General features: G+C 54.6%; 16 protein-coding genes. 2 read left to right on the top strand and 14 right to left on the bottom strand.

Features of this window, described 5'->3' with window-relative positions; translation table 11 throughout:
* Nucleotides 1–109: 109 nt before the first annotated feature.
* Nucleotides 110–823: a hypothetical protein gene (locus tag BN3277_RS19250; protein WP_232436470.1), complete on the top strand. Its 714-nt coding sequence runs from the start codon at nt 110–112 to the stop codon at nt 821–823.
* Here BN3277_RS19250 and BN3277_RS19255 read toward each other — a convergent pair.
* The 5 genes from BN3277_RS19255 to BN3277_RS19275 all read right to left on the bottom strand — a co-directional run bounded on the left by BN3277_RS19255 (nt 820) and on the right by BN3277_RS19275 (nt 6876).
* Nucleotides 820–1341: an HXXEE domain-containing protein gene (locus BN3277_RS19255; RefSeq protein WP_059045512.1), complete on the bottom strand. Its 522-nt coding sequence runs from the start codon at nt 1339–1341 to the stop codon at nt 820–822. The genes BN3277_RS19250 and BN3277_RS19255 overlap by 4 nt on opposite strands.
* 80 nt (nt 1342–1421) lie before the next feature.
* On the bottom strand, nt 1422–2159 hold the full coding sequence (locus BN3277_RS19260; protein WP_059045514.1) for a sulfite exporter TauE/SafE family protein: 738 nt from the start codon (nt 2157–2159) through the stop codon (nt 1422–1424).
* A gap of 121 nt (nt 2160–2280) precedes the next feature.
* Nucleotides 2281–4284, bottom strand: a complete 2004-nt coding sequence (locus BN3277_RS19265; protein ID WP_059045516.1) for an alpha/beta hydrolase family protein — start codon at nt 4282–4284, stop codon at nt 2281–2283.
* A gap of 127 nt (nt 4285–4411) precedes the next feature.
* Nucleotides 4412–5881 (bottom strand): amino acid permease, encoded by a 1470-nt coding sequence (locus BN3277_RS19270; RefSeq protein ID WP_059045518.1) that lies wholly within the window; start codon nt 5879–5881, stop codon nt 4412–4414.
* 86 nt (nt 5882–5967) lie between these two features.
* The gene (locus tag BN3277_RS19275; RefSeq protein ID WP_059045520.1) at nt 5968–6876 is read right to left on the bottom strand and encodes a LysR family transcriptional regulator; all 909 of its coding nucleotides are present in this window, start codon (nt 6874–6876) and stop codon (nt 5968–5970) included.
* A 119-nt stretch (nt 6877–6995) separates the two neighbouring features.
* Here BN3277_RS19275 and BN3277_RS19280 point away from each other — a divergent pair, with 119 nt between their 5' ends.
* Nucleotides 6996–8276, top strand: coding sequence for an amino acid permease (locus BN3277_RS19280; RefSeq protein WP_059045522.1), 1281 nt, complete (start codon nt 6996–6998; stop codon nt 8274–8276).
* Between the two features lie 67 nt (nt 8277–8343).
* Here the strand turns inward: BN3277_RS19280 and BN3277_RS19285 are convergent, their stop codons facing one another.
* The 9 genes from BN3277_RS19285 to BN3277_RS19315 form a co-directional block, all read right to left on the bottom strand.
* Nucleotides 8344–8766 (bottom strand): NUDIX hydrolase, encoded by a 423-nt coding sequence (locus BN3277_RS19285; protein WP_059045524.1) that lies wholly within the window; start codon nt 8764–8766, stop codon nt 8344–8346.
* A gap of 2 nt (nt 8767–8768) precedes the next feature.
* Nucleotides 8769–9164, bottom strand: a complete 396-nt coding sequence (locus BN3277_RS26325; RefSeq protein WP_187380107.1) for a zinc ribbon domain-containing protein — start codon at nt 9162–9164, stop codon at nt 8769–8771.
* Between the two features lie 21 nt (nt 9165–9185).
* The gene (locus BN3277_RS26135) at nt 9186–9320 is read right to left on the bottom strand and encodes a GNAT family N-acetyltransferase (protein WP_392396641.1); all 135 of its coding nucleotides are present in this window, start codon (nt 9318–9320) and stop codon (nt 9186–9188) included.
* On the bottom strand, nt 9307–9810 hold the full coding sequence (locus BN3277_RS19295; protein ID WP_059045526.1) for a cupin domain-containing protein: 504 nt from the start codon (nt 9808–9810) through the stop codon (nt 9307–9309). Before BN3277_RS19295 ends, BN3277_RS26135 begins: the two co-directional genes overlap by 14 nt.
* A gap of 117 nt (nt 9811–9927) precedes the next feature.
* Entirely contained in the window at nt 9928–10431 is a 504-nt protein-coding gene (locus tag BN3277_RS19300; RefSeq protein WP_059045527.1) for a GNAT family N-acetyltransferase, read from the bottom strand.
* Nucleotides 10432–10464: 33 nt separating this feature from the next.
* Entirely contained in the window at nt 10465–10617 is a 153-nt protein-coding gene (locus tag BN3277_RS25595; protein ID WP_157688735.1) for a hypothetical protein, read from the bottom strand.
* Nucleotides 10614–11354: a YjjG family noncanonical pyrimidine nucleotidase gene (locus BN3277_RS19305; RefSeq protein ID WP_059045529.1), complete on the bottom strand. Its 741-nt coding sequence runs from the start codon at nt 11352–11354 to the stop codon at nt 10614–10616. Before BN3277_RS19305 ends, BN3277_RS25595 begins: the two co-directional genes overlap by 4 nt.
* A 58-nt stretch (nt 11355–11412) precedes the next feature.
* Entirely contained in the window at nt 11413–12336 is a 924-nt protein-coding gene (locus BN3277_RS19310; protein WP_059045531.1) for an AraC family transcriptional regulator, read from the bottom strand.
* A complete protein-coding gene (locus tag BN3277_RS19315) occupies nt 12333–13223 on the bottom strand; it encodes a pentapeptide repeat-containing protein (RefSeq protein ID WP_059045533.1) in 891 nt (296 codons plus the stop codon). Before BN3277_RS19315 ends, BN3277_RS19310 begins: the two co-directional genes overlap by 4 nt.
* Nucleotides 13224–13252: the final 29 nt, after the last annotated feature.

Raw genomic sequence — 13252 nt, forward strand, 5'->3', positions numbered from 1 at the left:
ACAAACATTATATTAAAGAATCGGCGATAGATATAGGAAAAAACCTATTCTCGGATTTAACACCGAGATGAAAAACACGTGCTAAGCTTGTCATAGGATGAAATGAGAAATGAGATCCGAGGAGGCAAACGATATGCTGGACAACAACGCCAACTGGCGGGAGTTGGCCTTTCATCATATCCCGCGTATGCTTATCGATGAACATGAACCGTTCCGTCCCATCCGTGTCGGTGTAACGGTCCTTACGGAAACCGGACCTTCCCCCTCCTTCAAGCGCATGCTGGAGGTGGATCACAAACGCGTTGGAGCCGTGATTGAGTATGCCGTCTATTGGGATTACGATATCACGCATTTATACGATCTGGAGCATATATGGATCTTCCTGTCCCCGCAAGGCACGGTTGTGGATTGCGAGGCCAGCTTTCACGGCGGGTATCTGAAAGGCATCGCCCCCGGCAAAACGAACGTTGGGACGGATGGGCGAATCAGTTTGTACTGCCAACCGGGAAAACATGCCTATTCTCCGCTTCGCGAGCTGTTCGACCTGATTCCGGACCTGCATCAAGCCACCGGAGAGCATGCGGGGAAAGACGGCGTATTGGAACCCGACATGCTGTGCGGCATGTATAAGACGCTGCCGGAAGCCGACGCGCTTGCGGCCGAGCATCTTCGCGGCTTCCGGTTCGACATCGCTGGTACCTATATGCCGTTCGAGTGGACGCCCGACATGCTGGTCACCTGGGAGGAGTTAAAGCGGGAAATCCCTGTCCGAATGAGGGACCTGTTGAAGCGGCTGGGTGAGCAGAAACAACTCAGCACCTAAGATTTCACCAAGCGTTTCCCCAGTTCGTGGCCGGCCAGCACCAGGGGCAAAACAAGCAGACCCACCGGGAGGCTGAGCAGGATTTCTCCCCAGGTCACCAGGTTCTCCGAGAGTAGGCGCTTAAACAGCAGAAGCGAGTAAGGAAGCACGATGAGAACGGCGGTGACGACGCCCGGCGTGTACATTTTTAGATACAAGGACTGGGCGACGTGGGTAAATACATGCACGAAGAACAACGTGTTAAACGATAAGAAAACAAAAAATCCCCCCTGCTCCGCCGCCATCAACGTAAACGGAACAAAGACGATAAACTCCAGCAATACAGCCACAGCAAATTGACTGCTGGTGATGTTTAGCATCTGGGTTAGCGAACGCTTCATGCGCACCGGGACGGCGGCCACCACCTTCTGGCGGTTTCGCTTCGCCCAAGGCCCCACCCAGATGACTTCCTCCATGTCATGGATGACAAACGCCACAAGAAACAGCCAAACCAGGGAGGAAACACTTATGTTATCCATGATTGAACCTCCTTAATGTCTCGCACTTTCACCTGCTCAAATCTGTCACAACATCTTATCTGGGCGAGCTCCCTCCCGACTTACCCCATCACAACGCCGATGATCGTCCACAGTCCGGACAGGACGATCAGCCACAGGGCGATTCGCTTAAACCGCTGCTCGTTGAGCTTCTTCAGTGCACGGATACCGATGAACACGCCGATCAGCATGCTAGGCACAAACCACGCCGTATAATGAAGCGTCTCCGAGGTCAGCAATCCCCCGTACAGATAGGTCAAGATCGTCACGATGTTCAGGAAGATCCCGTACACCGAAATATTGGCCCGAAACGTCTCCTTGCCTACCCCTTGATTCGATAAAAACAAAGCGACCGGCGGTCCGCTCATCGAGATGCTGCCGTTCAGCAGCCCACTTGCCGCGCCGACCGGCAGGTAGGCTAACCTGTCCCGCTTGACTGGAAACGTCTTGCCCGCCAGCTGCAGCGCGGCGACGAGGATGATCAGCGTCCCCGTCGCTAGCTTTAAGATGTCCCCGCTCAGAAACAGCAGGAGGTACGTACCCAGCGGTGCTGCCACTAGGCTGGCAAGGATCAGAAGCCAGATTTTGCGAATATCGGCGGATTTGTAGCAGCTTGCCAAGACGACCCCATTGGTGCACAAGCTCAAAATCACGACGATCGGTACGGTTTGCTGCAGCGGGAGGATCTGACCCAGGATCGGCGTCGCAATCAGCGCAAAACCAAAACTCGTCAGCCCTTGAGTAAATCCGGCGACGAAGATAACGACAATTCCAAGCAAGATAAGAACGGACAAATCCATGATCACGGGCTCCTTCTGGGGTAAAGACTTCCAGTAGACATGCTCCGTTTACTTTACCACCATCGGCCGGTTCCTTCCATGCCAAATCTCGCGAATCGGCCGAAGAGCTAAGCGATCCAGGTTACTTCGATGGCTGCAAATAACTAGTAAACCAGGCCGAAATCTCCTTCAGCCGTCGAATCCGGTGCACCGGTTTGCCTGAGCGCGACAGCTCGTGGTTTTCGCCTTTGAACAGGCATAGCCGCGACGCCACGCCGTGCATTTTCAAAGCGGTAAACATTTGCAGCGCCTCCACCTGCCAGCAGCGGAAATCTTCATCGGAATGGAGAAACAGTGTGGGAGTCTGCACGCGGTCCGCGTACTTCAGCGGAGACTGTTCCCACATGCGCTCCCCCCCGTCCCAAGGCGTTGATGCGGTTTGATCCACGGCAAAATAGTAGCCGATATCGGTGGTACAGCACATCGAAATCCAATTGGAGATGGAGCGCTGTGAGACGGCGGCGGTAAACCGCGAGGTATGTCCAATGATCCAATTCGTCATAAATCCGCCGTAGCTGCCGCCGGTAACGCCCAGCCGCTGCCGGTCGATCGCCGGGTACGTCTCTAGCACCCGGTCGGTAAATTCCATCAGATCGTCGTAGTCCACCGTTCCGTAACGCCCCCGGATATCGGCAAAATCGTCCCCGCGACCATCCCCACCCCGCGGGTTGCTGAAGAACACGAAGTAACCTTCATTGGCCCACAGCTGCATTTCATGGGAGAACACGGTTCCATAAACGGTTTTTGGTCCGCCATGAATGTTCAAGATCGCCGGATAAGTTCGTCCCGCATCATAATCCTTTGGCAGCAGCACCCAGCCATCGATCTCCACGCCGTCCTTGTTGGCGAAGCTCAGCGGCTGTGGGACCGCAACGTATTTTCCATTCAGAACCTGATCATTGAAATTCGTAAGCGGGGTCTCCTCTCCGGAAGACAAGTCCAGCCGATACAGCTCTTGCAGGCGCTGCTCCCGCATCCCAATGAACACCACGGTCTCCATGTGCTTAGCTAAGACATCCATGGAACCTTCGGCTTGGCTGAGGAACTCAATACGGCCGTCGTAAGTGATTTTGCAGAGGCGGGAACACGCCTGATCGGTCACAATGCAGTAGACGCCGTCCTCCTCCGCCATGAACCAGCGGCCTTCGCCCAAGCGGCAATCTGTTCCTACCGTATTCCCAACGGACAGGTCCGGATCGGCAAACCGGGTAATCCTCCCTTGCGAATCCAACCGCGAGAATGTCGGATTTTCATTAATCGTATATTTCCGGCGCTCCGAGGCAACGAAGACGATATCCTCTCCCACATATTCAGCTGTCCGAAACTGATAAGTGCCGGCCGCAATCCGTTCGTGCGCCTGGCCCGTACCAAGATCTACTGTCCAGAGGGAATCCGTCAGCCCCATTTTGTCGGTGTAATCCACCCCTATGTACATCAATTGTGTTTGAGCCTGATTGACCTTCATCAGAGATACGTCGAAATAAGAACTGCTCAGCGGCGTCAAGCTTCCGTCCGTCGCATCGTACAAGTAAACCCGGCTGCGCTTCTTGTTGGTGATCCCGGCACCGTTTTGCCAGAACGGAATTTCGTCCATAACCGTGTAGTCCTGCTCTTCGTCAAAGTTTTTCCGTGCCTGGTCCTTCTCCTCCTCCGTTTGCCCTGTCAGGGTCGGGTAGGTATTGTCATAGATGGCGCGCACCGCCCAGCGGTTACCGTTCAACGGCAATATCTCAGTCACCCGAAGCGGCAGAGTAAACGCCTTGAGCGCTTCACCGCCATCAAGCCGGAGAGTATAAAAATGGGTTTGTGGCTCCAGCGGATGCAGCTCTTTGTCGGAATGCTCCCTGTCCGCCTGGATAAACAACGTCTCATCATCCAGCCATCGAAATGAGCCGACATCCCCCATTCCCGTGTATTGTCGGGTTTGACCGTCCCGGACTGCGGTAATCCACAAATCGGAGAGATACTCCTTTTTCTCTGAATTGCTCGTTTTCACGCCATATGCGGCATAACTTCCGTTCGGCGAGAGTTGAACGGCCGACAGAAAACGATACCCGATAAAATCTTCGAGTTGCAGCGCTTCCATTCCTGAACCACTCCTTTTCCGGCATTTTATCCCATTCTACTACGCGGGAGGCTGGAACAAAACTACAAAAAAGACCTATTCCGAGACAAATCGGAACAGGTCTTTCACAAGAAGGAGGTGCACCCGGCTAGTTTTTTTCTTTCGTCACGGAAAACGAATCGGGCGCATTCTCCACCTTCTGATCTTCGCGGATACCGGTCATCTCCTCGGCCGCTTCCATTAACGGCGCGGGGCCACCTCTTGGGGTTGATCGAGCCGTTGCCCGTGTCCGTCGCTCTTTGAGCCAATAGATCCCGGCGAGTAGGGCAACCAGACTTAATCCAACCACCAGGCCGGTGCCCTGTCCGGAAATAAAGGGCATGCTCACGATGATGGCGACCATACCGATCAGCCCGGCCCAGGACGTATAGGGATAACCCGGAAGCTGACAAGCGGCCTCCGGGGAACAAGGTGTTATCCGCCGCCAGCGATAGTGGGAAGCCAAAATAATAAAGTAAGAAAACAAAAGCGAAAATCCGCCGCAGCTGACCAGGAAGAGGTACACCTGCTGAGGGAGCAGGTAACCCATCGCCAAGCCGAACAGCATCGCGGCCCCGGAGCACAGAATGCCCTTATAAGGGATATCCTGCCGGTCTTTAAGCCATGCGGGGGCGTGGCCTTCCGCCGCCAGCGAACGCAGCATCCGCGCAAGGCCAAACGTCGAGGCCAGCATGGTGGATAGAATCGCTGTAATCATCACGATATTGATCAGCGTCCCGGCCCAGCCCATCCCCCAGCGGGTCAACGCCAACACTAACGGGCTCTGATCCGCGATCATCCCCTGTGTAGGATACAACATAAGAATCACGGCGATGGCGGCGATATAAAGGGAGACGAGACTGATCAAGGTCATATTAATGGCCCGGGGAATCGTCTTCTTCGGGTTCTCGACCTCGGAAGCGGCCAAGCCGATCACCTCAAAGCCGGCGTACGTGAAGATCACAATGAGCATACTGCCCGCAATCCCCGCTATTCCGCCGGGAAACCACGCTTCACCTCGCAGCTCGCCCGTGCCTGCGGCCGGAGTTCCGGGAACCCAGCCCGCGATCAGGGCCAATCCGATTACGATAAAACCGACGATCGCCAGCAGCTTGACCGCGGCCAGGCCGCTTTCCAGCTTGCTCAGGTAGTCGGCACCAAGCAAGTTAAGCAGCGTGATTCCCACAATGATGAGCATGCCCATGACGACCTGCGGGAAGTTCGGAAACCATTCCCGCAGAAACGTCGATGCGGCAATCGATTCGCTGGACATCGCCAGAATCAAGCCAACCCAATACACCCAACCGGTGATAAAGCCAACGCCGCGTCCAAAGCTCCGTTCCGCATAGGTGCGGAAAGAGCCCGGAACCGGATCGGCCGCTGTCATTTCCGAGAGGGCATAAAGAATGACGTAAACCAGCAAACCGCCCAATATATATGAAAACAAAATGCTGGGACCCGCCGCTTTGATCGCCACCCCTGAACCGAGGAAAAATGAACCCCCCACAACCGTCCCCAGCGCCAGCATCGTTAAATGGAACGTCGAGATCCCTTTTTCGCCAGCCTTGCCGTTGCCCATAAGCCATACCTCCCTAATACACTAGTAAACTATAGGGAGTATTGGCGAAAATTAACGAAATTATGTTGCATAAACCGGAGTCTAGGCTATATAGCAGATTCTTCACGCCATCGTTCCGCTTGGATCCGAACCATCGAGACAAATTGATCCAAGGCAGGGGAGCGCCATTTCTTGCGATGTAATGCCAACTGCGTGGCGACCCGCTGGGATTCGTCATTCCAGTTCAGCTTCACCAGCTTGCCTTCTGCCAGTTCGCTGCGCACGCTAATCAACGGCAGGAAAGAGATTCCCAATCCGGACATCACACACTGCTTAATCGCTTCGATGCTCCAGAACTCCAAATTCGGATCGGGAAAAACGCCGTGACGGTTCAGGTAATGCTCGAACAAGGTTCGATACGAGCAGCCGCTTTCCGTGTGCAGGATCGTCTGCTCCTTCAGTTGGGCCGGAACGACCTCCGCTTCCCGGCTTAACGGATGGTCGGCCGGAGCGACCAACGCCATCGGTTCATGAATCAGCGTTTCGATGTTCAAATCCCGATCCTCCACTTCCGGCTGCAGCAGGAAAGCAACGTCCAGTTCTCCCGAACGCACCAGATCCCTTAATTCCCAACATTGACCAGGCTTCAGTACGATCTGCACCTGGGGATAACGCTGCCGGTAATGACGAATCACCTCCGGCAGACGAAACGCGGCTAGCGATTCCGGCGCGCCGATCTTGAGGGATCCGGCCATTTCGGCTTCCGGGTGCAACGCGTTTTTGGCCATATCGTGGATCTTGGCGATTTCCTGGGCATAAGGAAGCAACCGACGACCCGCGTCGGTTAAGACGATCCTCCTGCCGATGCGGTCGAATAACGGCAAGCCGATTTCCGCTTCCAGCGCCTGAATTTGCGCCGTTACGCTGGACTGCGCATAATCCAGCTGCTGAGCAGCCCGGGTAAAGCTGCCGGCCTCGACTACCACGAGAAACGTAAACAGATGACGAGATTCCATAAGTCCACCTTCTTCTTCCATCGGAAATTCGAATGGATCGAATTCGATAATTCTGTTTTTCCTATGGATCTATTATCTGATACGCTAGAAAAAAACACAATGAAAGCAGGAATCTTTTCATGAAAGAAACAAGCGGTAAACTTCAAAAGGGGATTGGCCTGCCGCAGGCCATCGCTTTATACATCGGCGCCGTGCTGGGGTCCGGCGTATTGATTGTGCCCGGGCTGGCGGCGGAGATGGCCGGACCGGCCTCCCTGCTCGCATGGGGATTCATGACGATGTTGATCTTGCCGATGGCGTTATCGATGGGACTCCTGTCAGCCAAATATCCGAATGCCGGAGGCGTGTCCCACTTCGTCACATTAGCTTATGGGAAGAAGGCGGGGACGCTCGTCGGCTGGTTTTTCCTGATGTCGGTGCCGATTGGTGCCCCGGTTGCCGCCTTAACCGGCGCCGGGTATTTGACCGCTGCTCTGGGCTGGGGAGAAGGAGCCAAGCTCGCCGTTGCCGCGGCGATGCTGGCCGCCGGTTTGTTGACGAACTGGATTGGCATGCAGCTTGCCGGCAAAATCCAGATCGCCGTCGTCATCGCTATCGCCTCTGTATTGATCTTCGCGTTTGGGGCCGCGCTGCCGCGGATGGAAAGCATCCATTTTACCCCGTTTATGCCGCATGGCTGGTTCAGCGTAGGTCAGGCCGCTTCCATGCTGTTCTGGTGCTTCATCGGCTGGGAGGCGGTATCGCACATGTCCGAGGAGTTTAAGGATCCGCAAAAAGCGGCGATCAAAGGAGTGACCGCCGCTGCGATTATCGTAGGGATCTTATATTTTCTGTCCGCATTGGCCACGGTGGGCACGCAAAGCTACCTGAAAGGCGGCTCGGAATCATCCATGGTCTGGATCATCAGCCAGCCGCTGGGTGCATGGGGCGGCATTGTCGCGGGAATCACCGGGCTGTTTATTTGCATGGCCGGAATCATCGCTTATACCGGGGCTGCGGCGCGGGTGGCTTACGCCATGTCCCGTGAAGGAAATGCCCCGAAATGGTGGAACGGATTGTCCCCTCGGTTTCATACGCCAACCGGATCGCTTTTGTTCCTGATGTTCTGCTTTGCGGCGGTCATGCTGCTTTACGGAACCGGGACAGTATCTCTTAGTACACTGATCCAGTTTCCAAACGCGACCTTTATTCTGACGTACATGGGCGGCTGCGCTGCCGGAATCCGGCTCCTGAAAGGCAGCCGCATCGGCGTCGTGCTCAGTTGGATTTCGTTTGCGGCTACGGCCATCGTCTTCCCGTTTACCGGCTGGGCTATGCTTTACCCGTTGCTGATCGCCCTGCTGTTCCTCGTGATCCAGCTGCGCTTCAGCCGGCGGAAGGCCGCTTCGTTAGATACTTAATGGAGGATTAGCGGAACAAAGATATGGATACGGCGGGGAAAGCAGGCTGTCCCACGTATCCTTGTCTTTATATCCGCCCTTCATCAAAATACGTAACCTCCACCCCTTTGGACACGACTCCGCTTATTCCTTCGGGGTAGTACGGCATGAGCTCGTCAGCACGACTCAATTCCACCCAGGCGATGTCCAAAATTTCATCCGGACGGGAGATCTTCGGCTCGCCCCCGGCAATTTCCGCCCGGAATGTCAGCAGGATGACATGTTCTTCATTGTCCAGATGTACGAATTCATTCACGGCCACCACCCCGTACACCTTCACATCCAGCCCCGTTTCTTCCTTCCCTTCGCGGATCGCCGCCATCTGCAGCGTTTCGCCGGGCTCCACGGCCCCTCCCGGCAGCGTCCAAGTTTCGTTTTCATTTTGCACCATGAGCACTTTGGTTCTGGTCTCATCGGGAATCAACAGATAGACGACATCCGTTCGTTTCATCGTTAGCCTCCAAATAATAGATCCAAGATCGTCGAGAATTTGCCTGACGGCTGTCCCCGAAGTACCTCCGGATCGTAGATTTCCACATGACCGCAATGCAGGCAGGAGACGAACAAGTAATGATTGTGCTGGATATCCATCAGTTTGCTTAATCCGGCGCCGGTCAGCGCCACTTCTTTAACCGCGGCTTCCCGGTGCCCGCACTTCCTGCATTTGAAACGGCGCTGCAGCACCTCTTCCAAATCAAAATAATCCATCACCCGAGGGGGTTCAGTGGAATCGCCCGGTTCCGGCCCGGGTAACCCTTCCAGATGCTCCGGCAACACCTCATGTCGGCATTCGGGACAAATATCTCCGACCAAAATAACCCGTTCTCCGCACCAAGGACACTGAATCATGCTTCCGCCTCCTTTTAAGGATTAGGCTTCAAAAATTTTACCCATATAATATTCATCAACGTATTTCCCATCCATCCGAATGGAATTTCGTTTAACCCCTTCGATTTCAAAACCCATTTTCTTATATAACGCTGCGGCCCTTTCATTCGGTACCATCACTCTTCGCCGCCCATTTTTCCGCGACCTGGCTTTCACCTTTGAAATAATCCGCTTGGCTTTCGCTTTCGTAAATTTCCTGGTAGGGCAAAATGTTGATTTTCCCCGAGTCGGGATATTCGGCCACATCCAGCCCCATATTCGTGCGGATATCCAGGTACTTGCACGGCTGCTCCGTATGATTAAACAGCTGGTGCGCTCCCGAGGGGCCCATTTCGAAAAACACGATGTCTCCGGAGTGCAATTCCTGCTGCCCTTCCGGGGTACGGAGCAACGCGCTCCCCTCCAGGATAACGAAGATTTCCTCGGCATTGCGGTGAAAATGATAAGGATAAGAGTACTTCCCCGGATCCAGCGAGCGGATATCGAAGACTAATTGCTTGGAGCCGGCCAGCTCCGCCAATCGTTCGCTGGTGTGCCAAGCGAATTCCGGTACGGGCGATTGCTTCTGATGATACTTAACGCGATCCGCGTGAAAAAGATGTGCCATGTCTCTCCCCCTCATTAAAAAAATGCCCGGCCGCCGATCATTGCTTCCTGGGGCCGGGTCTTACGTTGGTCTTCTCATTATACCTAATTTCAGACCGTTTCGAGTATTCGCGTTCGTTTACAATGAAAAAGTTTGAGCCAGAACCTCGTGGAGCCCGGGCAACCCCTCGATTTCCACGCGTTCGATCGTCTCGACGAAAGAGATTCCTTGCAGCCGGTAAATTTTCTTCCAGAAAGCTACGGCAACGGCGTTATTCTGCAGCTGCTCCACCCGGATTTGGCCCTTCAAGCGCCGCAGTATTTCGAAGACGGCTGTCTCTGCCGTTTTTCCTCCTCGATATTTAGGAAGCACGAACATCTCCTGCACCGTAAAGTCGATCTCCTCGGGCACAAACGGCGGTGCGCAAATCAGGATGAAGCCGGCCACTTTTCCCGAACAATAGATGAAATAAGGATGCAGCTCTTCCCGCTCCAAGTAAAGGTAAGTGTTCGCTAGATCAAATCGCCCGTCTTCCCCCGGTTCCTCGCCGGTAAACGCCGATAAATCATGCAAGTACAGCTGAAATAAATTAAAAAACAGCGAGCTTTGAGTCGGTAAAATGGGTGCGATCCGAACGTCCACGCTCCAGCCCCTCCTTGGTTTTGCGATTTCGAATTACCTTCCTCTTTTGTCCCGGAGATAAATATCCAACGCTTCGATCCCCCGGTGGGCCAGCTTAATAAATAGGATCAGAGCGTACAATGCCAAGCCGGCCATAACGATATAAAATAATAACAATAGTCCGGGAAGTACAGCGGTCATACTCACCTTCCACCTCCTCCGTCCTTATCGTGCGGGCCGGCCTCGCCGCCAGCCAGCTCCTTGACCTCCGCCAATCGGTGAATCTCGTAAGTCGGCCGCAGATCCAGTGTATTCGGGCGATGAAACGGATTAAACCAGCAGGTGTCGATACCGTAATTAAGGCCGCCTTTCATGTCAGAGGTCAGCGAATCTCCCACGATCAACACTCGGCTTTTGTCCGTCTGCTGAAGCCCCAGTGCATCAAACGCATAGTCAAAAATCCCCGGATGCGGCTTCTGATACCCCGTGTCCTCGGACACGATCACGGCCTCAAACATCTCCGCTAATTCCGATCCGGCAATTCGGCTCGTCTGCACCTTCTTGATGCCGTTCGTGATGATTGCCAGGTGGAACCCGGCTTCATTCAAGTCCCGGCAGAGCTCATAGGCCCCATCGATCAGAAAAATGCCTTCGCCAAGCAGCTCCAAATAACGCTCGCTGATCTCCTCCACTTGGACGCGGGGCGTTAAGCCGAGCTGCTGCACCAGCCGGGCGAACCGCTCCGTCCGCAGTGCGGCCTGCGTCACAAGGCCTTGCTCCAAATCACGCCACAGCTGCTGGTTAATCGCTTGGTAGGCTTTCATCACCTCATCGGTGCAGGGGATACCTGCCTCTGTTAGCGTTTGGTTTAAGGCGTGGTTTTCCGCCTTGGGGTAATCGTATAACGTATCGTCCGCGTCGAATAAAATGTGCGTGTAAGTCATGGGGCTCCTCCTGTTGCCTAATTTGATTGCGGATCGGATTTAAATAACTTATCTCCTCTCACGCCCTTGCTTTGATCGGAATGTATAAGTCGACCTTGGCCTTCCCCTGTGGATCCAGCGCCGGATCGTTCATGCAGAACTCCAGGCAATACCGGTCGTCCGGGTCGTATTCGCTGTCCGGCAACCAGTTCCCGAAGATACTTTGGTACAGAAGTGCCAGTTTATCCGTTGTATCGTAAAAGTAAAACTTGGCATATCGACCTCCAGGCAATGTCTGGAACTGGATCTCCGGCGGGGCATCCGCTCGGCTTAGCGTATTCGGTACGGTTACGCAAGCATCGTACCGGCATACCTCCTCCTCGGTCACCGCCGGATCGTCCAAGGAGATCCCGATAAAGGATTGCTCCGGCGGAAACCATCCATGCTGCGCAGCCCACATCCCTAACTTGGCCCAAGCTCGATAAGTTTCCAGATAACTACCAACCTGCCTCACGTAGGCTACTTCCATCAAGGGAAGCTCTTCAATGGTTGCTTGCATTTGCCAAACCCTCCTCAATAAACTGTGTTTTACAGTTTGATCATAAGGGTTTGGCGCGGGACCGGCTTCCTCCGGATTGCGGACCGATTGCGAAATCTTGCGGTCCTGCCGAGCCTTCGCCTTCACGCGCATCTCGGTTGGCGTATGGCCAAAGTGCTTCTTGAATGCCGCATTAAAGTTCGAAGCGGATTCAAACCCGCAGCGCAGCGAAATCTCCAGTACGTGTAGATCGGTATCCCGCAAATAAGCGGCCGCCCGGGCTAACCGCTGCTTGGAGATATACGCAAACGGCGTATCCCCCGTCACCGAGGTGAAAATCCGCGAAAAGTGATATTTGGAGAAGTGGGACAATTCCGCCAATTGATCCAAGCTGAGCTTATAATCCAAATGCGCGTCAATATACTTGCAGACCTGGTTGACCCTTTCCCGATAATCATGGATCAAGCTTGATTCCTCCCCGAAGCTCCTTCCCAGTGGAAAGGCCGTTTGAGGAGGGGAGGTAACTTGGTGGCGGCATCCCCTTTGGCGGCATTGACCTGGGCCTGCGTCAGGAACAGGCTCTGCGATAGATCCGCACCTCTCACATCGGCATCTCGCAGGTCAGCGCCGATCATGTCTGCCCCGCGGAGGTCCGCCCCCCGTAAATCGGCGGCAATTAGATAGGCACCTCTTAAAAGAGCGCCTCGCAAATCAGCACCCCGGAGCTTGGCGCCAATCAAGTCGGCGCCGCGTCCAAAGCTTCGGCGGCGTTCAGGAGCGGATCCCGCCTTCCGCAGAGCTTCGGCCCGTACACACTCGCTCACCTCCAGCAGCAGCTCGTTCACTTTCGCGCGATGAGCTGCCGGATCACAGCCGATCAAGCCGTCCACATCGGCATATGTTAACCGTTCCGTTTCGTCATAGGTTTTCCGCAGACGTTCATGCAAATGGCTCACTTGAGGCAGACTCAACGCCTCATCTAGATACCAAAGCAATTCGTACAGTTGCCACATCACCGGAAACACGTCAAACATCGGCTTAGCCGATCCCGGCGCCTCGCGCCAGTTCACCCCGCCGAAAGTGACCTGAGACACCCGTTGTCCTGCGCCGAAGCAGTCATAAACGGTACACCCCCGATAGCCTTGGGCCCGCAGACCGTCATGAATCCCGCAGCGGAAATCCTCCCGTAAATGTCCGCAGGGCTGTCCAGCCGCTTTATCCGCAGCGAAGTCCACTGAAGCGGCGAAAGGCAGAGCGGCGCAGCACAAGCCAAAGCAATGCTCGCAGTCCGCCTGCAAGGTCAAACGCCGTTGGCCGTAAGGGGGTTCCTCGGTCGTTAAGTTCTCAGGCATCGCTGTTTTCCTCTCTTTTTCTACATGGT

The organism is Paenibacillus rubinfantis (genome assembly GCF_001486505.1).
Classification (GTDB): Bacteria; Bacillota; Bacilli; order Paenibacillales; family Paenibacillaceae; genus Fontibacillus; species Fontibacillus rubinfantis.